Source organism: Cupriavidus sp. FW305-F7 (assembly GCF_058782875.1).
Genome location: NZ_JBYSYC010000005.1, coordinates 86,690 through 111,510 on the forward strand (window position 1 = coordinate 86,690; position 24,821 = coordinate 111,510).

The following is a 24,821-nucleotide window of genomic DNA, read 5'->3' on the forward strand; positions in this document are numbered from 1 at the left end:
TGGATGGAGCAATCCCTGCAGGGAGATCGCGGCGCTGGTCTTGCAGGCGGCACTTATTGCGGGCGACCGATGGCTACGCGCGCGGCGGCGGATGGCGTGCGCCGTGCCGGCCGCCGCGCAAGGCGTCAGCCCGCGCCCGCACCACCGGGGTATCGAACAGCGCACGTACATCGGCATCGAGCCGGCGCTGCCAGTTGGGATGGACGCTGGTGGTGCCGGGCAGGTTGGGCTGCTCGGCCTCGCCCAGCAGGTCTTCCAGCGGCACCAGGCGCATGGCGGTGCGCGCCGTGCCCAGCCACGCCAGCACGGCATCGAGCGGGGCATGGGCAGGGCCCGGCACGGCGGCGCCGCTGCACAGCCCCGCTTCGCACAGCGCCTGCCAGAGCGCGCCGCGCTCGCGCGCACGGCCGGCTTGCATCACTGCAAGGGTTTCGCCGGGCGCCAGCAGGTGCAGCCGGTCGCGCCACGCCAGGTCACGGCCGGCCCACCAGCCGGTGACTGTGGGGAGGTCATGCGTCGAGGTGGTGGCGACGGCATCGGGCGGCCAGGCTGCGGGAGGCAGGAAGGCCGGCACGGCGTCGGGCGCAGGGGCGGGCACCCGCTGAGCTGCCTCCGCGGCATCGGCTGGCGCGCGCTCTTCGCGCTGGAACCACAGCACGTCGATGCCCAGCACGCCACGGGCCGACAGCGCCGCATTCAGCTCCGGCGGCACCGTGCCCAGGTTTTCGCCGATGATGATCGCGCGGTGCCGCCATGATTCCAGCGCCACCAGCCGCAGCAGATCCTGCAGCGGATAGCGCAGGTAGGCGCCTTCGCTGGCCGGGGCACCGGCCGGCACCAGCCACATGCGTGCCAGCCCCAGCACATGGTCGATGCGCAGCCCGCCGGCATGGGCCAGGTTGGCGCGCAGCATCTCCAGGAAGGCCGCATAGCCGCGGCGGCGCAGCCCGCGCGGCGAGAACACCGCCACGCCCCAGTCCTGCCCGAGCGGGTTGTACAGGTCCGGCGGCGCGCCGGCATGGAAGCCCGCCAGGATCTCCTGTTGCCGCGTCCAGGCCTGGCTGCCGCCAGGGTCGGCGCCCACCGCCAGGTCGGAAACGATGCCGACCGCCATGCCCGCGCCGCGTGCCGCGCGCTGCGCGCGTGCCATGCCGTCGGCGGCGATCCATTGCAGGAAAGCGTGGTAGGTGACCTCATCGGCATGGGCCTGTGCAAAGGCCGTCACGGCGGCATCGCCGGGCGAGCGCAGCGTGACCGGCCAGCAGCGCCAGTCAGGCGCGGCGTTGTGGTTCATGCCGTTGGCGCTGTCGGCCAGCCGCCGGGCCTGGATGGCTTCGTAGCAGGCGTGCGCGTGCAACGCAGTGCCGCCGCGCGCGCGAAAGGCGGCGCAGTCATCGAGCGCCGCGCGCGGCAGCAGCGTTTCGCTGCGCTCCCATAGCCACCGCAGGAGGGCGTAGCGCAGCGGCGTCAGCCTGATCCAGTCGATCTCGCTGCGGGCTTCCAGCGCTTGCAGCGCCTCGCCCGCGCCGAGCGCGGCGACGGCCGCGTCCACCGCGGCCTGCCCGAATTGCACGGCGGGGTCGGCATAGAGCGGATTCAGGAACAGGCGGCTGGACGGCGCATACGGGCTATAGCGCTCGGGCAGGGCGGCAAAGCCGGCGTGCAGCGGATTGATGGCCACCGCGTCGGCGCTGGCGCCGGCCGCGCTGATGCAGCACTGCGCCAGCGCGCTCAGGTCGCCCATGCCGCAGGGCGCGCCGCGGCGCAGGCCATAGAGCTGCACTGCCAGGCCCCAGGGCCGGCTCAGTTCGCCCGCGCGGCCGGCGTGCCGCAGCGCATCGGCAACGCCGTAGCAGCGCGGCGGCGCGATCGCCAGCACGGTGTGCGCATCGCCCAGTTCCAGGCGGTGGTAGCCGCATACGTCGATGGCAGGCAGCAGCATGGTGCCGTCGCTGTTGCGCGCGCTGTCATGGTTGCCACGCACCGCGGTGCCAGTGACGATGGCGCCGTCTTCCAGCGTCATGCGGTAGGACCGCTGCGGCAGCGTATGCGGCCACGGCACCGCCACCGGCTTGCCGCGCTCGGCGGTGACCAGCGGCGGCAGTGCATGCGCGGCGTCATCGGAGGCAAGCCACGCGCGCGACGCTTCGCACTGGCCAGTGGTGGCGCCGGGCAGGCCCAGGCCGTCCAGCACGCGCCGCAGCGCGGCGTCGGAGACAGTCTGGGGCTGGTTCCAGGCATCCGTCCACCGGGGCAGCAGGCCCGCGCACAGCGCCAGCGCATGCAGCGGCGTGGGCGCGTCGTGGCGGGTGGCGCGCCGGCTCACGCTTGTACCTCCTGCGGCGCGCCCAGGGGCGGGCTTTCCTGGGGCGCGCTCTGGCGGCTGCGCGCCTGGGCCGCCAGCAGCACCAGCGAGTGGCCCGCCACCACCTGGCTGTCGGCGACCGCCTCACCCGCGAGTTCGGCCTCGGTGGCGTCGGGCCGGCTGCTGTCGAACAGCAGCGTCCAGGCCAGCGCGGGCTCGGGCAGCAGGAAGGAGGCATCGGCATCGCCGGCGTTGAGCAGCAGCAAGGTCACCTGCACGGTGTCGGCATCGGTCTCCTCCTCTTGAGCCAGCGAGCCCAGCTGCGCACGCTCCGGTTGGGGCGGCGCTGCCGCGCGCCGCAGCGCGAGCGTGCGGATCTCCGGGTCGGCCCATTCCTCGGGCGTGGGCGGCTTGCCGTCTGTATCGAACCAGGCAATATCGGCAATGCCCCGCGCCGGCTCCTCGCGCCCGTGCGCGAAGCGGTCGCCGGCCAGGGAGTGCAGCCGCCGGCGCAGGCCCAGCAGGCGGCGCACCATGTGCTGCAGCGGCTGCGCGCCGGGCGTCTGGGCCTGCTTCCAGTCCAGCCACGAGATCTCGTCGTCCTGGCAGTAGGCGTTGTTGTTGCCTTGCTGGCTGCGGCCCCATTCATCGCCGGCGGTCAGCATCGGGGTGCCCTGCGACAGCAGCAGCGTGGCCATCAGCGCCTGCGCCACGCGCGCGCGGCAGGCCAGGATGGCGGGGTCGTCGGTGGGGCCTTCGACGCTGCCGTCGGGACTCCAGTTGGCGCTGGCATTGTCGTCGGTGCCGTCGCGGTTGTCTTCGCCGTTGGCCTCGTTGTGCTTGTTGCTGTAGCTGACCAGGTCGGCCAGCGTGAAGCCGTCGTGCGCGGTGATGAAGTTGATGCTGGCCCACGGGCGCCGGTGGCGGCGGTCGAAGAGGTCGGCCGAGGCCGCCAGCCGCGCCGCCAGTTCGCCGCGGTGGCCGGCGTCGCCGCGCCAGAAGCGGCGCGCCACGTCGCGGAACTTGTCGTTCCACTCGGCAAAGCCGGGCGGGTGGTTGCCAAGCTGGTAGCCGCCCGGGCCCAGGTCCCACGGCTCGGAGATCAGCTTGACGCGGCTCAGCACCGGGTCCTGCATCAGCGCATCGAAAAAGCCCGAGCCCGCATCGAAGCCATTGCCCTCGCGCCCGAGGGTGGTGCCCAGGTCGAAGCGGAAGCCATCGACGTGGTAGCACTGCACCCAGTAGCGCAACGAGTCCATCACCATCTGCAGCACGCGCGGATGCGACAGGTTGAGCGTATTGCCGCAGCCGGTGTCGTTGATGTAGTGGCGCTCGTCGCCCGGCACCAGCCGGTAGTAGCTGGCGTTGTCCAGCCCGCGCCACGACACCGTCGGCCCCAGCGCGTTGCCCTCGCAGGTATGGTTGTAGACCACGTCCAGGATCACTTCGATGCCGGCCGCGTGCAGGCGCCGCATCGCCACCTTGAATTCCTGCAGTTGTCCGGTGCCCAGGTAGGCGGGCTCGGGCGCGAAGTACGCCATGGTGTTGTAGCCCCAGTAGTTGCGCAGTCCGCGCTCCAGCAGGAAGCGGTCCTGCAGGATGGCGTGGACCGGCAGCAGCTCGACGGTGGTGATGCCGAGCTGCACCAGGTGGTCGATAAAGCGCGGGTCGCACAGCGCGGCGAAGGAACCGCGCAGGTTGGGCAGCAGGTCGTCGCGCAGCATCGACAGGCCCCGCAGGTGGGCTTCATAGATGACCGTGGACGGCCACGGCACCGCGGGCGGGCGGTCGTCGCCCCAGTGGAAGCTTTCGTCGACCACCACCGCCTTGGGCATGGTGGGGGCGCTGTCGCGGCGGTCCGGTGTCAGGTCGCCGCGCGCACTTTGCAGGCGGTAGCCGAACAGCGCATCGGACCAGCGCACCGGGCCGCTCAACTGGCGCGCATACGGGTCCAGCAGCAGCTTGTGCGGGTTGAAGCGGTGGCCGTGCGCGGGATCGTAGGGGCCGTGCGCGCGGTAGCCGTACAGCGTGCCGAGCGCCGCATTGGGCAGGTAGCCATGCCAGATCTCGTCGGTGCATTCCGGCAGCCGCAGGCGCGCCAGCTCCTTGCGCCCGTTGTCGGAGAACAGGCACAGGTCGATGCGCGAGGCATGGGCCGAGAACACCGCGAAATTGACCCCCAGGCCGTCCCAGTGGGCCCCGAGGGGATACGGCTTGCCCGGCAGCAGCCGGTCCGCGAACTGGCGGCTCATGGCGATGCGCCCTGGATGCCGCCACCCGGATCGAAGCGCAGCACCAGCGTGGCCAGCGGCGGCAGCGTCAGCGCGAGCGAAGCCGGCTGCCCGTGCGAAGGCACGTCCACTGCCGCTACCGCGCCGCCGTTGCCGACATTGCTGCCGCCATACACGGCGGCATCGGTATTCAGGCATTCCTGCCAGGCACCGGCGTACGGCACCCCGAGCCGGTAGCCATGGCGCGGCACCGGGGTCATGTTGACCACCACCAGTACCACCTCGCGGCTGTATGGGCCCGCGCGGCGCAGCCACGCGAACACGCTGTTGTGGTTGTCGTCGCCCACTACCCAATGGAAGCCTTCCGGGCGGTGATCCAGCGCATGCAGCGCAGGCAGCTCGCGGTAGAGGCGGTTCAGGTCACGCACCAGCGTGTGCACGCCGCGGTGCATGGGGTGGTCCAGCAAGGCCCAGTCAAGCTCGGCATCGTGGTTCCATTCCTGCCACTGCGCCAGCTCGCCGCCCATGAACAGCAGTTTCTTGCCCGGGTGCGCCCACATGAAGCCGTAGTAGGCGCGCAGGCCGGCAAAGCGCTGCCACTCGTCGCCGGGCACCTTGCCGATCATCGAGCCCTTGCCGTGCACCACCTCGTCATGCGACAGCGGCAGCACGAAGGCCTCGGACCACGCATAGACCAGCCCGAAGGTCATGTCCTGGTGGTGCCAGGCGCGATGGACGGGCTCGTGCCCGAGATAATGCAGCGTGTCGTGCATCCAGCCCATGTTCCACTTGAAGTCGAAGCCAAGCCCGCCGCTGGCGACGCTGGCGGTCACGCCGGGCCACGCGGTGGATTCTTCGGCGATGGTCAGCGCACCGGGGCAGCGTTCGTGGACCACGGCGTTCAGTTCGCGCAGGAAGTCGACGGCTTCCAGGTTTTCGCGGCCGCCGAAGCGGTTCGGCACCCATTGGCCGGGCTCGCGGCTGTAGTCGCGGTAGAGCATGGATGCGACCGCGTCCACGCGCAGGCCGTCGGCGTGGAAGTGCTCCAGCCAGTGCAGCGCGCCGGCCAGCAGGAAGCCGCGCACCTCGTTGCGGCCGAGGTTGTAGATCAGGGTGTTCCAGTCCTGGTGGAAGCCTTCGCGCGGGTCCTCGTGCTCATAGAGCGCGGTGCCGTCGAAGCGCGCCAGCCCGTGCGGATCGGTCGGGAAGTGCGCGGGCACCCAGTCCAGGATCACGCCGATGCCGGCCTGGTGGCAGCGGTCGATAAATGCGGCGAAGGCCTGCGGCGGCCCCAGCCGCGCGGTGGGTGCGTACAGTGACAGCGGCTGGTAGCCCCAGGAGCCGCCAAACGGGTGCTCGGTGATCGGCAGCAGCTCGATATGGGTAAAGCCAAGTTCCTGCACGTACGGCACCAGCCTCTCGGCCAGGATGTCCCAGCCGCGTTGCGGGTCGTTGGCCGCCTGCAGCCACGACAGGGCATGGACTTCATAGACCGACATCGGCGCGGCATAGGGATCAGCGGCGCTGCGGCGCGCCATCCAGTCGGCATCATGCCAGGCGAAGGGGGGCGCGCCCTGGTCCGGTCCGGTCACCACCGAGGCGGTGGCCGGGGGTGCCTCGGTGGCCAGCGCGAGCGGGTCGGCCTTGTCCGGCAGCTCGGTGCCGTGCGGGTCGAGCAGGTCGTACTTGTAGCGGCTGCCGGGCTGCGCGCCCAGCGCGGCGGGGATGAACAGCTCCCAGATGCCGCTGGGGTGTCGCAGCCGCATCGGGTGCCGCGCCGGGTGCCAGCCGTTGAAGTCAGCGATCACCGAGACCCGCTGCGCGTTCGGCGCCCACACGGCAAAGCGCACGCCGTCGATGCCGTCCACGCGCTGCCACTGCGCGCCCAGGCAGGCGCCCAGCTCGAAGTGGCGGCCCTCGGCGATCAGGTGCAGGTCCAGTTCGCCCAGCAGCAGGCCAAAGGCGTAAGGGTCGGCGCTGCACTGCCCGGTGCCGTCGGACCATTGCACGCGCAGCCGGTAATCGGGCGCACTGCCCTTGTATTCGCGTGGCAGCCGCGCGGCGAAGACTCCGCCGCCGTGCAGCAGCGCCATCTCCGCCAGTGGCGTGCCGCCCGCATCGGTCAGCTGCGCCGACGTCGCCCCCGGCAGGCAGACGCGCACCAGCGTGCCGTCGCCGTCAGGGTGCGGACCCAGCACGGCAAACGGGTCATGGTGGCGGGCACCGAGCAAGGCCTCGAGCTCGTGGACCGGCAGCATGCCAGGCTTCGTACCATGGGCGGGGGTCATGGCTGGTCTCCCGGCGCCAGCAGCTTGCGCAGCAGGCGCGCCAGGCCGCTGACCGGCAGGTCGATCCACGCCACGCGGTTGGCGGCTTCGTAGTCGACCTCATAGGCCGCCCGTTCCAGCAGGAACAGGTCCAGCAACGGCTGCAGCTGGCCGGGCGCGACCCAGGGTGTGCCCGAGTCCTGCATGTGCTGGTGGTAGCAGTTCAGGAAGGCTTCGCTGGCGGTGGTACGGAAGCGCTCCAGCAGCAGCGCGCGGCGTTCGGCCAGCTGCGGCGGCAGTTCGCTGTGGGTGCGCTCCTGGCGGTCGGTGCCGACCGTGGCCGCGGCGTAGTCCAGCGAGCGCAGCAGCCCGGCCACATCGCGCAACGGCGAGGTCTTGCGCCGGCGCCAGTCCAGCGGCAGGCCGGGCTCCCCCTCGAAGTCGACCAGGTAGGTGTCGTTCTGCGCAATCAGCACCTGGCCCAGGTGGAAGTCGCCGTGGATGCGCGTCTGCAGGCTGCCAGGCGCGGCGGCGGAGAGCTGTTCGACCAGTGCGGGCAGCGCGTCGCGCGCGGCCATCAGGGCCTGCACGTCGGTCTCGCAGGCCTGGCGCACCGGTCCCGGCACGGTGGCGGGCAGAGGCTCCAGCCGCGTCAGCGCGCGCTGCAGCGCACGCAGGGCTTGCCCGGCCCACGCGCGCGCATCACGTTCGGTGGCCGGCAACGGCGCGAAGGCGTCGTCGCCGGTGGGCCGTGCCAGCACCGCATGGAGCTCGGCCAGCCGGCGGCCGAGCGTGCCAGCCAGCGCGGCGTAGCCGTTCATGGCCTCGGCAAACTCGTCCTCGCTCTCCTGCGCGGGCAGCGCGTCATCGATGGCGCGGCCCAGGTAGTCCAGGGTCCAGTCCCAGCCATTGCCCTGGTTCAGGACATAGCCCTGCAGCAGCATCAGCGTATGCGGCACGCCATCTGGCCCGGTGCGCACCACCTCGCCCAGCAGCGGCGCCGCGTGGGCATAAGCCTGCGCCGTCAGGTAGCGCGTCATCTCGGCCTCGGGGTGGATGCCGCCAGAGACCCGGCGCACCATTTTGAGCACGGCGGTGTTGTTGTAGGACAGCGAGCTGTTGGACTGCTCGGCCGACATGTATTCGATCGGGGCGCGCTCCAGTTCCAGTTCCAGCGCGGCCAGGCCGGGCTCGGCGCGGAAGTGGATGATGTCGTTCCCGGCGTGCATCTGCACGTCATTGCGCAGCGCGCGCACCACCTCGCGCGCAAAGGGCTCGACCACGAAACCGTCGGTGGCCAGCCCCACGCGGCTGCCCTGGCGCACGCGCGCCATCGACAGGCCGTGTGCCAGCTGCGACACGCTGTCGGCGCTCTCCCGGTCCCACAGGATGCCCAGCGGCAGCTGGTAGCGTTCGGTGCGGCCAGGCAGGACCACCTCGACCTCACCCAGGTAGACATCTTCGCCGCTACTGCCGCGCGCAAATGGAAGCATATAGGCTAGGTCGATGCGCTCAATGCGCTCGTGCTTGGCGCCGAACCAGCGGCGCCGGCCGATGTAGTGCGGCAGCACGTCGCTGGCCATGATGCGGCGCGAGGCGTCGGTCAGCTCCGGCCGGCCAATGTTCTGCATCACGAGGGTGATCTGGTCTGGCATCTGCTCAGGCGCCTCCACGTGCCACGACGGCGGCTGTGCCTCGTCGCTGAGTACGAACCAGTAGAAGCCATAGGGCGGCAGCGTCAGCAGGTAGGTCAGCGTGCCGATGGCCGGGAACGGCGTGGCGCCCATCATCTCCACCGGCACGCGGCCGTTGAAGGCAGACAGGTCCAGCTCCACCGCCTGCGGCGCGCGCGACAGGTTGGCCACGCACAGGATGTGCTCGCCCTCGTATTCACGCAGGTAGGCCAGGATCTTGCGGTTGCCGGGAAACAGGAAGCGCAGCGCGCCGCGGCCGAAGGCACGGTGCTTGCGCCGCAGCGCCAGCATGCGCCGCATCCAGTTCAGCAGCGAATGCGGGTCGCGCGCCTGCGCCTCGACGTTGACGGCCTCGTAGCCGTACAGCGGCCCCTGCAGCGGCGGCAGCACCAGCCGCTCGGGGTCGGCGTGCGAGAAGCCGCCGTTGCGGTCGGGCGACCACTGCATCGGCGTGCGCACGCCGTCGCGGTCGCCCAGGTGGATGTTGTCACCCATGCCGATCTCGTCGCCGTAGTAGATCACCGGCGTGCCCGGCATCGAGAACAGCAGGCTGTTCATCAGCTCGATGCGGCGGCGGTCGCGCTCCATCAGCGGCGCCAGCCGGCGGCGGATGCCCAGGTTGATGCGCGCGCGCCGGTCGGTGGCGTAGACCTCCCACAGGTAGTCGCGCTCGCTGCTGGTCACCATCTCCAGCGTCAGTTCGTCATGGTTGCGCAGGAAGATGGCCCACTGGCAGTTGGGCGGCACCTCCGGCGTCTGGCGCATGATGTCGGTGATCGGGAAGCGGTCTTCGCGCGCGATCGCCATGTACATGCGCGGCATCAGCGGGAAGTGGAAGGCCATGTGGCATTCGTCGCCTTCCGGCTCCGGGCCGGTCAGGCCGAAGTACTGCTGCGCGTCCTCAGGCCACATATTGGCTTCTGCCAGCAGCATGCGGCCGGGGAAGCGCGCGTCCAGGTGGGCGCGGATATGGCGGATGACGGCATGGGTCTCGGGCAGGTTCTCGTTGCTGGTGCCTTCTCGCTCGACCAGGTAGGGCACCGCGTCCAGGCGCAGCCCGTCGACGCCCATGTCGAGCCAGTAGCGCATCACCGACAGCACCTCGTTGAGCACCTGCGGGTTGTCGAAGTTCAGGTCCGGCTGGTGCGAGTAGAAGCGGTGCCAGAAGTAGGCGCCCGCCACCGGGTCCCAGCTCCAGTTGGACTTCTCGGTGTCACAGAAGATGATGCGGGTGCCGGCGTAGGCCTGGTCATGGTCCGACCACACGTAGTAGCGCCGCGCCGCCGAGCCGGGCTTGGCGTTGCGCGCGCGCTGGAACCATGGATGCTGGTCGGAGGTGTGGTTGATCACCAGCTCGGTGATCACGCGCAGTCCGCGCGCGTGCGCCGCGGCGATAAAGCGGCGCGCCTCGGCCAGCGTGCCGTAGTCGGGGTGGACGTTGCGGTAGTCGGCGATGTCGTAGCCGTCGTCGCGTCGCGGCGACGGATAGAACGGCAGCAGCCAGACCGTGTCCACACCCAGGTTGACTAGGTAGTCGAGCTTGGCCAGCAGCCCGGCAAAATCGCCCACGCCGTCGCCGTTGGCGTCGTAGAAGGACTTGATGTGGAGCTGGTAGATGATCGCGTCCTTGTACCAGAGCGGATCGGCGTTGAGCAGGGCGGCACTGCCGGTTTCGGTAAGGCGTTTCATCCGTGTCTCCACGTATCCCTGTCAGGCGCCGTGCGGGTCGGTCGAGGCCGGCGCTACGGGTGGGCGGGGAGCGGGACGCTCCAGCGGGCGCACATGCCAGACCGTGAAGGGCAGTTGCGCCGGATCCAGCCGGATGCGCTGGAGCTTGCCGCGCAGCTCGAAGCGCCGGCCCTGCATCAGGTCGTGCACCGCCAGGCCGGCCTGGTCGGGCAGCCCCCATTCCCACAACGGGATTTCGATATCGGCCTCGTGCGCCGTGTGCGGGTCCAGGTTGATTGCGGCCAGCAGCACGTCGTCGCCGAACAGGTAGTCGGTGCCCGGCATGAAGCGCGCGAACCACAGCACCGCGTCGCTGCCGGCATGGTAGAAGCGCAGCCCCAGGTGGTTCTGCAACGCCGGGTGCCCGGCGCGGATCTCGTTGAGCCGTGAGATCTCCGCAACGATATTGCCGGGCTGCTGCCAGTCGCGCACGCGCAGCTGGTATTTCTCGGAATCAAGGTATTCCTCGCGCACCTTGCCGTTCAGCACAAAGGGCGCGCTCTCGCACAGCTCGAAGCCGCTGTACATGCCCCACAGCCCCGACAGCAGCGTGGCCAGCGCCGCGCGGATCAGGAACGCGGGGCGACCGCCCTGGTGCAGGAAGTAGGGGTTGATGTCAGGTGTGTTGACGAAGAAGTGCGGCCGGAAGAAGTCGCGAAGCGGGCTTTGCGTCAGCTCGGTCAGGTATTCGGTCAGCTCCCACTTGGCATTGCGCCAGGTGAAGTACGTGTACGACTGGCTGAAGCCCAGCTTGGCCAGCCGCGCCATCATCTTCGGCCGGGTGAAGGCCTCGGCCAGGAAGATGGTGTCGGGGTGGCGCGCGCGCACGTCGGCGATCATCCACTCCCAGAACGGCAGCGGCTTGGTGTGCGGGTTGTCCACGCGGAAGATGCGCACGCCCTGGTCGGCCCAGAACATCACCACGTCGCGCAGGGCCTGCCATAGCGCGGCGCCCGCCGGCGGGGCGGCGTAGAAGTCGACGTTGACGATGTCCTCGTATTTCTTGGGCGGGTTCTCGGCATAGCGCAGCGAACCGTCGGGGCGGTGTGCGAACCATTCCGGGTGGTCGCGCAGCCACGGATGGTCGGGCGAGCACTGGATGGCGAAGTCCAGTGCTAGCTCCAGGCCATGTCTGGCCGCCGCGTCGCGCAGGCGGCGGAAGTCTTCAAAGGTGCCGAGCTCGGGATGCAGCGCATCGTGGCCGCCTTCCTTGCCGCCGATGGCGTAGGGGCTGCCGTGATCGCCCGGCTCGGCACGCAGGCTGTTGTTGCGGCCCTTGCGGTGGGTGCGTCCGATCGGGTGGATCGGCGTGAAGTAAAGCACGTCGAAGCCCATCGCGCGAATGGCGGGCAGCCTGGCGATGACATCGTCGAAGGTGCCGTGGCGGGTCTCGTCGTTGCTTTGCGAACGCGGGAACAGCTCGTACCAGCTGGCGTAGCGCGCGGCCAGGCGATCGGCCTCAACCGGCATGGCCACCGGATGACGCGAGGCAAACGGGCGCCCCGCCGGGGTTGCCATCACTGCCTGCATCGTGGCCGCCGTGCGTGGCGACAGCAGGATCTCCTGCCGGCGGGCGTCATCGCCGGCAGCGGTGGTCAGTTCGTCGACGATGGCTGAGAGCTCGCTGTTCGTGGGTACTTTCCGGTTGTCCTTGCTGCCATTGCCCTGCTTCCCGTTCCTGGCAGGCTGCAGCAGCGCATCGGCCACCAGCCGCGCGCCTTCCTCGATCTCCAGTGCCACGTTGAGGCCGGCCGCGCGCTTCTTGCCGATCTCGTCGAGCCAGCTGGCGAAGGTGTCGCGCCAGGCCTCGACCGTGAATTCATGCCGGCCCAGCGCTACCAGCGGAAAGCTGCCTTCCCAGCGGTCGTTGATCACGGGCTGCATCGGCGCTTTGTGCCAGCCAGTCTCGCCCGGCGCACGCCACAACACCGCGGCGGCAAGCTTGTCGTGGCCATCCATCCAGATATCGGCACTGACGGTCACGCGCTCGCCCACCACGCGCCGCACGGCGAAGCGGCCTTCGTTGCAGGCGGGCTCGACGTGCTCGATGGCGATACGCGGGGCCTCCATCGCCGCCACCACGCTGCCCAGGCCGGTGGCGGCCAGCGTTTCATGGCCGTGCGGCGCGCGCGCGTCGGCGGCCGGCATGCCGGGCCGCGTCAGGGGCACCGGCGGCACTTCATAGAGGCGGATATCGGCGGGCGCCAGCGTGATGCTGGCCAGCGCATCGAGCCGGTGGTTGGCATCAAGCGTCCCGCCCGGGCCACCCAGTGACAATTCCAGGTGTGCGCTGGCGTGCGGCAGCGCGCTCAGCACGCGGTCGGCGCCCAGCGTGCCCGGCGCTGCGGGATCCGGATTGAGTACCACTGCCAGGGCGGCGGCGCCATCGGGTACCGCAGGGTCGCTACGGTTGCCTGCCGCGTCGGGCGGGGCGCAGGCGCCGTTCGGCACAGGCAGCCGTGCCAGCACCGTCAGCGGCGCGTCGGGTCCGCTCAGCAGCCGCACGGCGAGGGCCGGTGTCGGATCGCGCGCAGCCAGCCAGGTATTGGTTTCCAGAAGCTCATGGGTGATGTCGTACGGCGCACCCTGATGCACGGCGCCATCCGCGGCCAGCGGGTCGCGTGCCAGCGCGCCGCCGGTCTCGAAGCCGGCCGGCACCAGGATGCCGTCGCCAATCGCCGCGGCGGTCCACAGCGCACGCCGCGCGCTGAGCGCGTCATGGCTTGCCGGCGTCAGCGCGGGGGCGGCAAGCACCCGGCCAAACGGGCGCAGCCGCGCGATTTCCTCGGTCAGCCAGGGGCTGCGAAAGTCCCACCATGGCAGCGAGCAGAAGGCGGCGTCGAAGCCGGCGGGCGCCAGGTCATTCAGTTGCGCCGGCGTCAGTCCCGGCGTCCACGCCAGGACGCACGGTGCACCGCGCGCCTGTGCCGGCACGGCATCACTGCGCAGCGTGCCGGTCAGCGCGGCCCAATGCCGGCCGGGCACGCGTGCCGGCGCACGGCAGCAGAAGCCCGCCGCGCCTGCCGCCCAGGCCTGGCGCAGCCGGGCCGCCCACCACTGCACCAACGCGTCGGCCGCGCGCTGGTCATGCCAGCGCAGGCGCGCGCCGGGGATGTGGCTGTCGGTCTCGTGTGGGGCGAAGGCTGGGGTCGCACTGTCGACCCAGCCAGGGTCGGGAGCTGGCCAGGCGCCGTCGGCGTGGTCGACCGCATAGCGGTCCAGTGAGATGTCGAGCAGCGGGGCCAGCCCGTGCCGGGCGCAAGCCGCGAAAGCGTCTTCGCCGGGCAGGTGCGGCCAGCCGCCGATCAGTACGTGGTCGAAGCCCAGTGCCGCCACGCGCTGGAGCGCGTGTTCATCGGCATCGGGCGTTCCGGTCAGGTCGATCTGGCAGATCCGCACAAAGTCCTCCCGGTGTTTCGCTCCGACGGAGCAACAAAAATCCCGGTCCGGCACCTCGCGGCACGCCGGCGGGATGGCACAGCCATGCGAAGTGCGTGCCAGCGCGCCCGGCCAGTCGCCATTGCGCGCCCGGCCAAGGCCCCTCAAGGGCAAGCGCCGCGGCACCTCATGTGCGCGATGCCGTACTGCTTGTAAAAACTACCGGTGCGCGCCGTGCCGATGGAAAGAACGCGCAGGGCAGTGGGGCCGATGGAGCGCGGTGTCCCCGCCGGTACGCTTCTTGCCCCTGTTGGGCAGCGCGTGTTGTTCCCGGCACGGTGGGAAGGCCGCGGAAGGAGACGCATGGACTGGTGGCTGGAGGCAGCGCAATGGCCGGCGATGGTGGTGACGGTGGTGGCCACCTGGCTGGTCGGCTCACGCCGGACCGCGCGCCGGCGGGCCGGCTTCTGGGTCTTCCTTGCCAGCAACGTGCTGTGGATTGCCTGGGGCTGGCACGGCGGCGCCTACGCGCTGGTCGTCCTGCAGCTGGCGCTGATCGCGATGAACCTGCGCGGCACGCGCGAGGCCCGCAAGGCGTGGCCACCCGCCTCGCACCGCGCGCTTGCAGCCACTGGCGGCGCGCGGATCGAGCCGCTATCCTTGCACGAGCCCGGTGTGCGGCGCACGTCCGGCGCGAGCGAGCAACCGCCGGCGGCAGCCGGCCCCGATCGGTGACTTCACAGGTCCGCACGCGGACCAGGGCAGGTGTGTCATGGCGAAGAAGAAGATCCTGTTGCTCAATGCGCTGATTGCGGCATCGCGCGAAGGCGAGCTTGGCTGCCGCGGCGCAGCGCTGGCCGCCGTCAATCCCCACCTGAAATCGCTGCTCACCAGCCGCGCCAATGCGTTTGCGCAAGCGGCGCGGGAACTGCAGGCGTGCCTGCTTGACCTGGGGCAGCTGCCCGACATGACGGCGGCCTCGGCCGCGTCGGCCGGACGTGCCATCGGCAAGCACGGCTCGGACCGGTCCATCCTGCAAGCGGTCAGCAAGCGCGAGCACGCCGTGCAGCGGCGCTATGCGCGGGCCCTGCGCGCGCAGGTGCTGGGCGCGCGCCTGCGCGCCGTGGTGCGCCGCCAGTACCGTGGGGTGCAGGTCAGCCACGAGCTGTTTCGCGTGCTGCAGCAGCAGTACCGGACGCCGCCGGCAAGCCCGTAGCCGCCGGCCCGAGACCGCATTTCTTACAAGGCAACGAACGAATTGCACGCGCGGCCGGCCGCCACGCAGGGCGCCGCGCGCAATGCATGCCGCCCGGGGATGGCGCTCATCTTGCATGTCTGCGGGACATGCATCCCGTACGGAGACCGTCATGCCCGAGCAGCCGCCCAAGCCAGCCCGGCCATCGCAGGATGCGCCGCGTGCGCCGCGCCATCCCGGCAACCCGGAAGATGTGCGCAAGGGACAGGTGACCACCCCGCTGCCGCGCGACACTTTCCGCCAGCGCTTTCTTGCGCGCTTCACGGATCCCGCATACCGGCAGGAGGATGAGGCGCTGGACCGTCTCGAACGCATCGCCTGGTATGCCTACCAGGAAGGCCGCAAGGCACCCCGGACACATAAGGCCGGGCCTGGCCATGCCGATCCGGACTATGAACTCTCCGACGAGTGGCGCGCCGCCAGCGAGGCCGTGCGCAGCGCTCAGCAGCGCCAGGCCGATCCCGCCACGCCATCGCGCGTGCTGCTGGTGTGCGCCGCGGCGCGCAACGACTACACCTGCCCGGGCGAGATGTCGAAATCCTGGCGCCTGGCCGGGCGCGCACGGGAACGGCTGGAGGCGGCCGGCATCGAGGTCGATCTGCTCGACCTGAGCCTGCTCGCTTCAGATGCCGACCTGCGCATCCATCCGTGCAAGGCGTGCGTGTCCACGGCAATGCCGTTATGCCACTGGCCGTGCAGCTGCTATCCCAACCATGCGCTGGGCCAGGTCAACGACTGGATGAACGAAATCTATCCGCGCTGGGCGGCCTGCCACGGCGTGCTGATCGTGACGCCCGTGTACTGGTACCAGGCTGCCAGTCCGCTGAAGCTGATGATGGACCGGCTGGTCTGTGCCGACGGCGGCAATCCCGACCCCACCAGCACGCATGGCAAGGACGTGGTGCGCGCCAAGGCGTTGGAGCTGTCCGGCTGGGACTATCCCAAGCACCTGTCCGGGCGCGCCTACGGGCTGGTGGTGCACGGCGACGTGGCCGGCACCGAGGGCGTGCGCCGCGCGCTGGCCGACTGGCTGGACTGGATGGGCCTGATCGATGCGGGCCCGCAGGCGCGGCTGGACCGGTATATCGGCTACTACGAGCCCTATGCCACCAGCCACGTGGCACTGGACGAAGACCCTGGCGTACAGGGCGAAGTGGACAACGTGGCGCGCGCGCTCGCGTGTGCGGTGCGGCAGTTGCGCAAGGGCGAATTGCGCGCGCCGGACCGCGGGCTGGTGCCGCCGCGGCAGAAGTAGCGGGATGCAGACGGACTGACGAATCGGGGCTAGCGGAGACGACGATGGATCGCAGAGACAACTGGCGCGGCCAGCCATGGCATGAGAGCGCCGTGCCTGAAGCCGATATGCGCAGCCACTATATGGGCGCCTACGGGGTCTACGACTATGACCAGCCAGTGGATCCGGGCGAGTCTGGCGGGCGCCGCGGGGCGCGGGAATGGCGGCCGGAGCGCATGCCGCCGGACGCGCCGGCGCCGCGCACGCGGGGCCTGGCCGATCCCTACCGCCAGTTCACTGGCTACAACGAGCGTATGGATCTCTACCGGGGCGGGCCGCAGCGGGCGCGGCCGGTGGGGCCGCGCAACTACCAGCGCACGGACGAGCGCATTCTCGAAGACCTGTGCGAGCAGCTCTCGCGTAGCGCGCGGCTGGACCTGAGCGATGTCGAAGTCCGGGTCGAGCAGGGCGTGGTGACGCTGGAGGGCAGTGTGCCGGACCGGCTGCAGAAGTATCGGATCGAGGATATTGCCGACGAGATCTTCGGCGTGAAGGATCTGGTCAACCACTTGCACGTGGCGCGGACGGCCGCAGCGCAAGCGCATCCGGGCCACGGCATGCGCATCTACTGAGGTGTGTCGCGCAGGTTCCAGCTGTCGTCGCTGCCGTGGTACATCACGCGGTAGTAGCGCTCGGCTGAGGCGACCAGGCGCGCGTTCTGCGCGGCATCGAGAAAGTCCTCGTGGCCCGCCCGGGCATAGGCCAGCCGCTTGTCCAGCAGCGCCTGCAGCTGTGCGACGACGGCATCCTCGCAGTCGGCATGCGTGCCGTGCAGCACGGCGCGCCCATAGCGCGCCGGATCCCTGCCCCACGGTTCCAGGCAGCTATAGCGCTCGCGCGCCGCTCGGGCGGCCTGCGGATCTACGCCCTCCAGGTAGGCCAGCACTGCGGCCATGGAAGCGCGCAGGCTGTAGATATCCAGGCCGAAGAATCCAGCGCGCTGCGCAGGCGCCAACGCTTCATTGTGCGTGTGCAGCCAGCGGATAAAGCGCGCCACCTCCAGGTTGCGCCACATCCAGACCGGGAAGCGTGTAAAGGCTGCGCCGGGCGATTCGGCTGGCAGTGGCGGGCGGCCGCGCACGTGGCGGTCGACTGCCGCGGCATCTGGCCAGTCTGCCTCGACCGCGATGATGCGGAAGCCGTGCCGGGCCACCAGGTGCGCCGTCAGCGCAGCGCGGGCGTGATAGAAATCGCTGGTGCCATGCGTGCTCTCGCCCAGCAGCACCACGCGGTGTCGGGCCAGCATATCGGCCAGCACGCCGGTGGCATTGGCAAACGGACCGCAGAATGGGCTCGCCGCCGGGTCGTCGATGGGCGGTAACGGAACCGCCGCAGCCGCAATCGCGGCGGCGGCGTGGGGGTCAGCCCGGTGGTGTGGCATGTCGCATCGGTATCCGGGATAACAGCGCCGGAGTCCTCTGCGGGGCCTGACGGGGTGGCCGGGGATCAGCCCGGAATGGTGCGCGGATCGTGGCCGAAGCTGCTGCGCGAGCGGATCTGGCCGTCGCGGCCGTGGATCAGCAGCTCGACATGCTCGCTCTGCGCCTTCGTGGTACCGGCCGCAACGGCTTCTTCCTGGGTGGCGTGGTGCGATTCCGCATAGCGCGCACCCTCGTGGATCACATCCCAGCCTTCGTCATGCGGCACGACGTGTATGTTGCTGCCCATGTTGGGTCTCCTCGACACTCGGTGCTTTCATTGTGGCGCATCTGTGCGCGCTGTCTATCCGGCGCCGTCTGACAGCCGCAAAGGGCATCAGGTTCCACTTTTCGATGGAAATCCCTGGTTATTTGTGCGGCCTCTTGTAAGCTGGACTTGGATCGCAAAAAGAGGAGCGGACCATGCGTGCAAGATTTGCCAGGGGGCTGACGCAGTCGCCGGTGACCGTGGTGGCCCGGGCGTTCGACGGAGAAGCGGTGCGCACTCCCCAGGTGGGCGACCTGGTGACGGTGTATAGCCAGGATCAGGACACCGAATTCAATATCCGCCTGTGCGAGGCCGTCGAGCCCGGCCGCTGGCGCGGCGTGGTCTACGCGATCGGCCGCGGACAGGACGTGCTGGTGACGGCCGAAGGGCTGGAGATCGACGACGTGGTTGAGGTGATGCGCGAGGAAATCGCCTCCGTCATCCCCTGCGGCCGATCCCACTGAACGCCGCACCCCGCGGGTGCGGACATTCCGGTTTTGAAGACGCCTGCGGCCCGGTTCAGGCCGGCCGCGCGGGCTGCCTTGGCACACCCAGCCACATGGCCAGTCCGCTGGCAAGCAGCAGCGCCGCGAGCAGGTAGAGGGCATTGTCCAGGCTTCCGGTCTGGGTCTTGATCTGTCCGATCACCCACGGGCTGACGATGCCGCTGGTGATGCCAATGCTGCTGATGAAGGCGATGCCGGCGGCCGTGCCCGCGCCCGGCAGGTAGCTGGGCGGCAGCGACCAGAACACCGGCAGCGCGGCAAAGATCAGCACCGCGGCCACCGACAGGATGGCCAGCATGACCGCCAGGCTGGGCAGGTGCAGCGTCAGCGCCGCCAGGGCCAGCGCGCCGCCTGCCGTGCACAGCAGGAAGTGGCGGTGGCGCTCGCCGGTGCGGTCGGAATGGCGCGCGATCAGGATCAGGCCGACCGCGCCCACGGCATTGGGCACTACCGAATACAGGCTGATCGACATCACGTCGGTGATGCCGAAGTCGCGGATCATCAGCGGCATCCAGAAGCTCAGCGCCAGCGAACCACAGGTCAGCGAAAAATAGATAAAGGCGAACAGGTACACGCGCGGGTTGCTCAGCACCTGCCGCAACGCGTGCAGCGAATGGCCGCCGGCATGTGCCTGCGCGGCGGTGTCGCGCGCCAGGTGGGCGCGTTCGCCGTCGGTTAGCCAGCTGGCCTGCTGCGGGCCATCCACCAGGTAGCGCGCGGCCACCAGGCCCAGCAGCACTGCGGGCGCGCCCTCGATCGCAAACATCCACTTCCAGCCCTGCAGGCCGAGCACGCCGGCCATGTCGCGCATGATCCAGCCGGACACCAGCCCGCCCAGCACACCCGCCACCGCCACGCCGGCAAAGAAGATCGCCATCACCGCGGCACGGCGGCGCGCCGGGAACCAGTAGGTCAGGTAGAGCACGATGCCGGGGAAGAAGCCGGCTTCGAACACGCCCAGCAGGAAGCGCAGCGTATAGAACTGCGTTGGGGTGGAGACGGCCATCATCGCCACCGAGGCCAGGCCCCACAGCACCATGATGCGCGTGAACGTGCGCCGCGCGCCAAAGCGCGCCAGCAGCATGTTGCTGGGCACTTCGCACAGCACGTAGCCGACGTAGAAGACAGCGGCGCCCAGGCCGTACATGGCGTCGCTGAAGCCCAGGTCGTGCTTCATCTGCAACTGGGCGAAGCCGATGTTGATGCGGTCCAGGAACGACACCACGTAGCAGACGAACAGGAACGGGATGATGCGCAGCCAGACCTTGCGGTAGAGCGCATCTTCATCGTGCGCAGCCAGTGCGGCGGGGGGCAGGGTGGGGGACGTCAGGCTGGATAGGGACGAAAGATCCCCTGAGACCGGATGGCTCATGAACGTTGTCTCCGTACGGTGGTGGCTGCGGCGGCGGGCAGCCGGAGGGTTCCGCCAGCGGGCAGCGTCTTGCGCGCGTTGGCCCGGGATGGTGCTGGGAAAAGAACAGGACAGGCGCGGCGGTGCCGCGCCTGTATCAGGTCAGGCGGGCGTGGCGGCCGGCATTTCAGTCACGCCTTCGCGCGCGGCGGCCATGGCGGCCAGCAGCACATCGTGGTCGCCGATATGGTTGGCCAGCAGCAGGATCAGCTGCGCATTGGCGGCCTGGCTTTGCGCCTCGTCGAGGTCGCGGTGCATCTCGATCAGCGCTTCGTAGAAGTCGTCGGGCCGCGCCAGGTTGGGTTGGGTGTTGAGCGTATTGGGCATCGGAGTCTCCGCGGTGCAGGTCTGGCCGGTCTCAGGCGGCCATGCGGCCGGGCTGCGGGGCGCGCAGGTCGGCGCCGGTGGCGCGCGCCAGCGCGGCGCGGATCGCGGCCGGGTCGGGGCGGTGCCAGCGGGCGCAGACATGCTGGTCCGGGCGGATCAGGTAGCAGGTGCCGGGCGTGGCACCGTAGCGCGCGGCGGCCAGGCCCTTGTCGTCGCGCAGCACGGTGGCATTGGTGCAGGTCACCGCCGGCTGCGCGGCGTCGGTCACGTAGACCAGCTGCAGCGGCACGCCGCTGTCTTTCAGCGCGGCGAGGTCGGCGAGCGTGCCCGCGTCGATGGCGTCAGGGTTGCCGAACAGCAGCACCGTGAAGTCCCCGCCCAGGTGCGACAGCAGCCAGCCCGCGCCCTGCGCGCCGGATACGGGCGCGTCGCAGCAGACCGTGCCGGGCACCAGCTTGCAGGCATAGCCCTGGGCGTCGTCAGCGGTGTTCAGCGGCGAGTCCTGCAGCACCGCGGGCACCGACAGCCGCCCGCTGTTGACCAGGGTGCGCGCAAACGCATGGCGCCTGGACAGCGTCAGCACCGCATCGCGGAACACGCGGCTGACCGCGCTCTTGGGCGTGATGAAGTCGGTGGAACGGGTGGAGTTGCGCAGGTTCTCGTCGGCGGCGTATTCGCGCTCGCTGGCGTAGGTGTCCAGCAGCTTGTCGCAGGCATGGCCCTGCAGCACATAGGCCAGCTTCCAGGCCAGGTTCTCGGCGTCCTGGATGCCGCTGTTGGCGCCACGCGCGCCGAACGGCGACACGCCATGCGCGGCATCGCCGGCGAACAGGATGTTGCCGTGGCGGAAGCTGTCCATGCGCAGGCAGGAGAAGGTATAGACGCTGACCCATTCCAGCTCGAACTTCACGTCCTTGCCCAGCAGCGCCTGCACCCGCGGGATCACGCGCTCAGGTGTTTTCTCCAGCACCGGGTCGGCGTCCCAGCCGAGCTGGAAGTCGATGCGCCAGACGTTGTCCGGCTGGCGGTGCAGCAGCACCGACTGGTTGGGGTGGAAGGGCGGGTCGAACCAGAACCAGCGCTCGCTCGGGAAATCCGCTTCCATCTTCACGTCGGCAATCAGGAAGCGGTCGTGGAAGGTGCGGCCCTTGCTGTCCAGGCCCAGCAGCTTGCGCATCGGGCTGCGCGAACCGTCGGCGGCCACCACGTAGCGCGCCGCCAGCGGGTAGCAGCCTTCAGGCGTCTCGATGGTCAGCACCACGCCGGCCTCTGGCGTGCCGCGCTGCTCCAGCCCGACCACCTTGTTGCGCCAGCGGATCTCGATATTGGGCAGCGCCTGCGCGCGCTCCAGCAGGTAGCCTTCGACGTAGTACTGCTGCAGGTTGATGAAGGCCGGGCGGCGGTGGCCGCTCTCGGGCAGCAGGTCGAAGCTGTAGACCTGCTGGTCGCGCAGGAACACCTTGCCGACGTGCCAGCGCACGCCCTTGTCGACCATGCGCTCGCCGCAGCCCAGCCGGTCGAAGATGTCCAGCGTGCGCTTGGAAAAACAGATTGCGCGCGAACCGGTGGACAGCGTGCAGTCGTCATCCACCAGCACCACGCGCACGCCGCGCTGTGCCAGGTCGATGGCGGTGGCCAGGCCGATCGGCCCGGCGCCGACCACGACGACCGGGTGGATGGCCGGATCGGCCCCTTTCTGTTGCTCGGCGCAGGGCTGGTACTCGAACGACAGCCGCTGGTAATCGATGCTGCTCATGCCTGTGTCTCCATCCATAGCTTGTTGCCCGACTTATTCTTTTTGGAGGTCAGTCCTGCAGTGCGGCCCACATTTCCTGGTCGCGCTGGGCGGTCCAGATGCGCGGGTGGCGGACACCGCTGGCCTCGTCATAGGCGCGCGAGACGTCGAAGGGCAGGCAGTGCTCGTAGATAAAGACCTGGCCAAACTTGGGGTCCATCGCGCGCCGGGTGTGCGCCATCGCGGCCTTCAGGTCGAGCTTCTCGGCCACGGCTTCCTTGCCGGCCTGGAACAGCGTGGTGACGAAGTCCTTGGTGTAGGCGATGCCCTTCTTCACTTCCTCCGGCGTGGTCAGCGCGGGGCCGCGGCCAGGCACCAGCTTTTCTGGCTTGAGTGCCTGCAGCGCGTCCAGCGTGGCCGGCCAGTCTTCCAGCTGGGCGTCGCCGCAGTAGCAGGCAGCGTCGTATTCGACCAGGTCGCCGGAGAACAGCACCTTCTGCTGCGGCAGCCAGACCACGGTATCGCCTTTGGTATGGCCCGAGCCCAGGTGGGCGATGCGCACTTCCAGCTTGCCCAGGAACAGCGTGATTTCCTTCTCGAACACCAGCGTCGGCCAGGTCAGGCCGGGCACGGTTTCGACGCCGGCGAACAGGCGCGGGAAGCGTTCGATCTCGGACTTCATGTCGGCCTCGCCGCGCTCGACGATCATCTCGTAGGTGCCGCGGCTGGCGATGACCTGCTGCGCGCCCTCGGCAAAGTAGGCCGACGCGCCCAGCACGCGCACCGCGTGGTAGTGCGACAGCACCACGTACTTGATGGGCTTGTCGGTGATGGTGCGGATGCGGGCGATCAGGTCCTGCGCCATGGCCGGCGTGGCGGTGGTGTCGACGATCAGCACGCCGTCGTCGCCAATGACCACGCCCGAATTGGGATCGCCTTCGGCGGTGTAGGCCCAGGCGTTCTCTGACAGCTGGGTGAATGTGACCTGCTTGGCTTCCAGGTCGGCCTGCGATGCGAATGCCTTGGACATGGCGTCTTTCCTTTGTGTGGGGAGGCGAGACGGCACCGGTCGGGGCACGTGGCTGCGTTGCGCTGGCAGCGCGGGCTGTCTCGCCCCCGTTTCTATGGATGTCTCACGACGTGGGTCGCCGTGTTCGGACGGGGTAGTGCCATCTTAGGAAACGTTGGAAAATTAATCAATAGCTAAATGATTAGCCTATGACAAATTATTTGGACGTGCCGCGAGCGCCATCGGAAGCAGGTCAGAGTCATGCGGGTAAACCCCTGTGTGCGCGGCAAGGGGAGGCGTTCGATTAATATCCGGGTTTTCCGATCACACAGGATGGCAATGGCCAGGCGCAAGGCTGGGGAAGCAGGAACGCAGGCGGGCGAGCCCGCTGCGCGCGCAGACAAGGCGCAGCGCGGCATCCAGAGCGTGGAGGTGGGCGGGCGCCTGCTGGCGGCGCTGGCCGCCGCGCGCGCGCCAATGCCGCTGGCCGCGCTGGCCGAGGCGGCGCAGCTGGCGCCGGCCCAGGCGCATGCCTACCTGGTCAGCCTGACGCGCCTCGGCCTGATCAAGCGCGACCACCTCTCCGGCCGCTACGAGCCCGGTCCGCTGTCGCTGCAGCTGGGCATGCTGCACCTGGAGCAGGACGCCGCCTGGCGCGCCGCGCAGCCCCGGGTGGATGCGCTGGCGCAGGCGTCTGGCTTCAGCGTGGCAATCAGTATTGCCGGGCCGCAGGGCCCGACCATCGTGCGCTATGTGCCGGCCAGCGCGCCGCTGCATGTCAACCTGCACGTGGGCACGGTGATGGCACTGGCCGCCACGGCCACCGGGCGCGTGTTCTGTGCCTTCCAGCCGCCGGCACTGTGGCAGCCGCTGTGGCGCGCGCAGCAGCCGGGCGCGACCGGGTCCGACCTGGCCGCCTTCAGCGCCAGCCTGGGAGAGATCCGAGAGCGCGGCATCGAGCGCAGCATCGACACGCCCAGCCCGGCCGTCAGCAGCCTCAGCGTGCCGGTGCTCGACGCCGCTGGCGTGCTGCGACTGGTGCTGACGCTGGTGGGATCGACCGGTGCCATCGACGTGGACTGGCGCGGCGCGGCAGCGCAGGCCCTGCTGGCCGCGGCGACGGACATCGGCGCCGCGCTGCGCGATGAACAGGAGCGCACGGCATGACCCGCGCGACAGAAGCCCAACAAGACCTGGAAGGCAGCAAGCCGCAGCGCGGCATCCAGTCGCTGGACAGCACCGGCCAGCTGCTGGCAGCGCTGGTGGCTGCCGGCCGGCCGCTGGCGCTGCGCGACCTGGCGCTGGCCGCGGGCATGCCGCCGGCCAAGGCGTTCCCGCACCTGGTCAGCCTGCAGAAGACCGGCCTGCTGGCGCGCGACGCCGCGGGCAACTACCTGTGCGGACCGCTGGCGCTGGAGCTGGGACTGATCGCGCTGCAGCGGCTGTCGCCGACGCGCGAGGCGGAACCGGAGGTGGTCGAGCTGGCCGGCGCCACGGGCCTGAGCGTGGCCATGGCGGTGCTGGGGCCGCTGGGGCCCACGGTGGTCCGGCTGGAGGAATCGGCGCGGCCGCAGCACGTGAGCCTGCGGGTGGGCACGGTGCTGTCGCTGGTCCATACCGCGATCGGCCGCACCGCCGCGGCATACCTGCCAGCCAACGTGCTGGCGGGCCTGCTGGAAAAGGACGAATTGCGCATGGCCGGCGCCGCCGCGGCGGAAGTGCTTGAACCCGGCGGCAAGCTGGCACCGGCCTACGCCGGGCGCCTGGCACAGGTGCGCGCGGCCCGGCTCGACAATGCGCTGAGCCACCCGGTGCCGGGCATCGACACGCTGGCGGCGCCGGTGTTCGATCACACCGGCAGCCTGGCGCTGGTGATTGCCGTGATGGGGTCGAGCGGCAGCTTTGACAGCCGCACCGAAGGCGCCACTGCCGCGCTGGTGGGGCAGGCGGCGCGGCGGCTGTCGTGGCGCTTCGGCGCGCCGGACACGGCCTGAA

At 69.9% G+C, this 24,821-nt stretch carries 18 protein-coding genes; 7 read left to right on the plus strand and 11 right to left on the minus strand.

Going from position 1 to position 24,821, the window contains the following annotated elements:
* Positions 1 to 73: 73 nt before the first annotated feature.
* The 5 genes from malQ to AC3WL8_RS06550 are packed head-to-tail and all read right to left on the minus strand — an operon-like array spanning position 74 to position 13,624.
* Positions 74 to 2,326, minus strand: a complete 2,253-nt coding sequence (gene malQ / locus AC3WL8_RS06530; protein WP_492378022.1) for a 4-alpha-glucanotransferase — start codon at positions 2,324 to 2,326, stop codon at positions 74 to 76.
* A complete protein-coding gene (gene glgX, locus AC3WL8_RS06535) occupies positions 2,323 to 4,557 on the minus strand; it encodes a glycogen debranching protein GlgX (RefSeq protein WP_013953208.1) in 2,235 nt (744 codons plus the stop codon). Before glgX ends, malQ begins: the two co-directional genes overlap by 4 nt.
* Positions 4,554 to 6,824: a 1,4-alpha-glucan branching protein GlgB gene (glgB, locus tag AC3WL8_RS06540; RefSeq protein ID WP_492378023.1), complete on the minus strand. Its 2,271-nt coding sequence runs from the start codon at positions 6,822 to 6,824 to the stop codon at positions 4,554 to 4,556. Before glgB ends, glgX begins: the two co-directional genes overlap by 4 nt.
* Positions 6,821 to 10,186 (minus strand): maltose alpha-D-glucosyltransferase, encoded by a 3,366-nt coding sequence (treS, locus tag AC3WL8_RS06545; RefSeq protein ID WP_492378024.1) that lies wholly within the window; start codon positions 10,184 to 10,186, stop codon positions 6,821 to 6,823. The genes glgB and treS overlap by 4 nt, the downstream gene beginning before the upstream one ends.
* A 21-nt stretch (positions 10,187 to 10,207) precedes the next feature.
* Positions 10,208 to 13,624 carry a maltotransferase domain-containing protein gene (locus AC3WL8_RS06550; RefSeq protein WP_492378025.1) on the minus strand — a complete coding sequence of 1,139 codons (3,417 nt, stop codon included), beginning with the start codon at positions 13,622 to 13,624 and terminating at the stop codon, positions 10,208 to 10,210.
* A 342-nt stretch (positions 13,625 to 13,966) separates the two neighbouring features.
* Here AC3WL8_RS06550 and AC3WL8_RS06555 point away from each other — a divergent pair, with 342 nt between their 5' ends.
* The 4 genes from AC3WL8_RS06555 (at position 13,967) to AC3WL8_RS06570 (ending at position 16,724) form a co-directional block, all read left to right on the plus strand.
* Positions 13,967 to 14,338, plus strand: a complete 372-nt coding sequence (locus AC3WL8_RS06555) for a hypothetical protein (RefSeq protein ID WP_153953480.1) — start codon at positions 13,967 to 13,969, stop codon at positions 14,336 to 14,338.
* Positions 14,339 to 14,375: 37 nt separating this feature from the next.
* On the plus strand, positions 14,376 to 14,819 hold the full coding sequence (locus AC3WL8_RS06560) for a PA2169 family four-helix-bundle protein (protein WP_153953481.1): 444 nt from the start codon (positions 14,376 to 14,378) through the stop codon (positions 14,817 to 14,819).
* 151 nt (positions 14,820 to 14,970) lie between these two features.
* On the plus strand, positions 14,971 to 16,113 hold the full coding sequence (locus AC3WL8_RS06565; RefSeq protein WP_492378026.1) for a flavodoxin family protein: 1,143 nt from the start codon (positions 14,971 to 14,973) through the stop codon (positions 16,111 to 16,113).
* A 44-nt stretch (positions 16,114 to 16,157) separates the two neighbouring features.
* Positions 16,158 to 16,724, plus strand: coding sequence for a BON domain-containing protein (locus AC3WL8_RS06570; RefSeq protein WP_013953201.1), 567 nt, complete (start codon positions 16,158 to 16,160; stop codon positions 16,722 to 16,724).
* Here the strand turns inward: AC3WL8_RS06570 and AC3WL8_RS06575 are convergent.
* Both AC3WL8_RS06575 and AC3WL8_RS06580 read right to left on the minus strand, forming a co-directional pair.
* The gene (locus tag AC3WL8_RS06575; RefSeq protein ID WP_492378027.1) at positions 16,718 to 17,533 is read right to left on the minus strand and encodes an erythromycin esterase family protein; all 816 of its coding nucleotides are present in this window, start codon (positions 17,531 to 17,533) and stop codon (positions 16,718 to 16,720) included. The two genes, AC3WL8_RS06570 and AC3WL8_RS06575, sit on opposite strands and share 7 nt — an antisense overlap.
* Before the next feature lie 65 nt (positions 17,534 to 17,598).
* The gene (locus AC3WL8_RS06580) at positions 17,599 to 17,820 is read right to left on the minus strand and encodes a DUF2188 domain-containing protein (RefSeq protein ID WP_010814536.1); all 222 of its coding nucleotides are present in this window, start codon (positions 17,818 to 17,820) and stop codon (positions 17,599 to 17,601) included.
* A 173-nt stretch (positions 17,821 to 17,993) separates the two neighbouring features.
* On the opposite strand from AC3WL8_RS06580, the gene AC3WL8_RS06585 reads away from it, so the two are divergent.
* Positions 17,994 to 18,302 (plus strand): hypothetical protein, encoded by a 309-nt coding sequence (locus AC3WL8_RS06585; RefSeq protein ID WP_010814535.1) that lies wholly within the window; start codon positions 17,994 to 17,996, stop codon positions 18,300 to 18,302.
* A gap of 55 nt (positions 18,303 to 18,357) precedes the next feature.
* On the opposite strand, the gene AC3WL8_RS06590 is transcribed toward AC3WL8_RS06585, so the two are convergent.
* The 4 genes from AC3WL8_RS06590 to AC3WL8_RS06605 all read right to left on the minus strand — a co-directional run bounded on the left by AC3WL8_RS06590 (position 18,358) and on the right by AC3WL8_RS06605 (position 22,847).
* The gene (locus AC3WL8_RS06590) at positions 18,358 to 19,716 is read right to left on the minus strand and encodes an MFS transporter (protein ID WP_492378028.1); all 1,359 of its coding nucleotides are present in this window, start codon (positions 19,714 to 19,716) and stop codon (positions 18,358 to 18,360) included.
* Positions 19,717 to 19,857: 141 nt separating this feature from the next.
* Positions 19,858 to 20,082 (minus strand): DUF2783 domain-containing protein, encoded by a 225-nt coding sequence (locus AC3WL8_RS06595; RefSeq protein WP_013953198.1) that lies wholly within the window; start codon positions 20,080 to 20,082, stop codon positions 19,858 to 19,860.
* Positions 20,083 to 20,113: 31 nt separating this feature from the next.
* Positions 20,114 to 21,838, minus strand: coding sequence for an FAD-dependent oxidoreductase (locus AC3WL8_RS06600; RefSeq protein ID WP_211981618.1), 1,725 nt, complete (start codon positions 21,836 to 21,838; stop codon positions 20,114 to 20,116).
* Between the two features lie 49 nt (positions 21,839 to 21,887).
* Positions 21,888 to 22,847 (minus strand): MBL fold metallo-hydrolase, encoded by a 960-nt coding sequence (locus tag AC3WL8_RS06605; RefSeq protein ID WP_013953196.1) that lies wholly within the window; start codon positions 22,845 to 22,847, stop codon positions 21,888 to 21,890.
* A gap of 318 nt (positions 22,848 to 23,165) precedes the next feature.
* On the opposite strand from AC3WL8_RS06605, the gene AC3WL8_RS06610 reads away from it, so the two are divergent.
* The gene (locus tag AC3WL8_RS06610; RefSeq protein WP_013953195.1) at positions 23,166 to 23,993 is read left to right on the plus strand and encodes an IclR family transcriptional regulator; all 828 of its coding nucleotides are present in this window, start codon (positions 23,166 to 23,168) and stop codon (positions 23,991 to 23,993) included.
* Positions 23,990 to 24,820 (plus strand): IclR family transcriptional regulator, encoded by an 831-nt coding sequence (locus tag AC3WL8_RS06615; RefSeq protein ID WP_013953194.1) that lies wholly within the window; start codon positions 23,990 to 23,992, stop codon positions 24,818 to 24,820. The genes AC3WL8_RS06610 and AC3WL8_RS06615 overlap by 4 nt, the downstream gene beginning before the upstream one ends.
* Position 24,821: the final 1 nt, after the last annotated feature.

What these genes read in the sequence shown, in the direction of transcription:
- glgX (WP_013953208.1), bottom strand. Translation starts at nt 4,557, where the DNA reads ATGAGCCGCCAGTTCGCGGACCGGCTGCTGCCGGGCAAGCCGTATCCC.
- glgB (WP_492378023.1), bottom strand. Translation starts at nt 6,824, where the DNA reads ATGACCCCCGCCCATGGTACGAAGCCTGGCATGCTGCCGGTCCACGAG.
- treS (WP_492378024.1), bottom strand. Translation starts at nt 10,186, where the DNA reads ATGAAACGCCTTACCGAAACCGGCAGTGCCGCCCTGCTCAACGCCGAT.
- AC3WL8_RS06555 (WP_153953480.1), top strand. Translation starts at nt 13,967, where the DNA reads ATGGACTGGTGGCTGGAGGCAGCGCAATGGCCGGCGATGGTGGTGACG.
- AC3WL8_RS06560 (WP_153953481.1), top strand. Translation starts at nt 14,376, where the DNA reads ATGGCGAAGAAGAAGATCCTGTTGCTCAATGCGCTGATTGCGGCATCG.
- AC3WL8_RS06565 (WP_492378026.1), top strand. Translation starts at nt 14,971, where the DNA reads ATGCCCGAGCAGCCGCCCAAGCCAGCCCGGCCATCGCAGGATGCGCCG.
- AC3WL8_RS06570 (WP_013953201.1), top strand. Translation starts at nt 16,158, where the DNA reads ATGGATCGCAGAGACAACTGGCGCGGCCAGCCATGGCATGAGAGCGCC.
- AC3WL8_RS06575 (WP_492378027.1), bottom strand. Translation starts at nt 17,533, where the DNA reads ATGCCACACCACCGGGCTGACCCCCACGCCGCCGCCGCGATTGCGGCT.
- AC3WL8_RS06580 (WP_010814536.1), bottom strand. Translation starts at nt 17,820, where the DNA reads ATGGGCAGCAACATACACGTCGTGCCGCATGACGAAGGCTGGGATGTG.
- AC3WL8_RS06585 (WP_010814535.1), top strand. Translation starts at nt 17,994, where the DNA reads ATGCGTGCAAGATTTGCCAGGGGGCTGACGCAGTCGCCGGTGACCGTG.
- AC3WL8_RS06590 (WP_492378028.1), bottom strand. Translation starts at nt 19,716, where the DNA reads ATGAGCCATCCGGTCTCAGGGGATCTTTCGTCCCTATCCAGCCTGACG.
- AC3WL8_RS06595 (WP_013953198.1), bottom strand. Translation starts at nt 20,082, where the DNA reads ATGCCCAATACGCTCAACACCCAACCCAACCTGGCGCGGCCCGACGAC.
- AC3WL8_RS06600 (WP_211981618.1), bottom strand. Translation starts at nt 21,838, where the DNA reads ATGAGCAGCATCGATTACCAGCGGCTGTCGTTCGAGTACCAGCCCTGC.
- AC3WL8_RS06605 (WP_013953196.1), bottom strand. Translation starts at nt 22,847, where the DNA reads ATGTCCAAGGCATTCGCATCGCAGGCCGACCTGGAAGCCAAGCAGGTC.
- AC3WL8_RS06610 (WP_013953195.1), top strand. Translation starts at nt 23,166, where the DNA reads ATGGCCAGGCGCAAGGCTGGGGAAGCAGGAACGCAGGCGGGCGAGCCC.
- AC3WL8_RS06615 (WP_013953194.1), top strand. Translation starts at nt 23,990, where the DNA reads ATGACCCGCGCGACAGAAGCCCAACAAGACCTGGAAGGCAGCAAGCCG.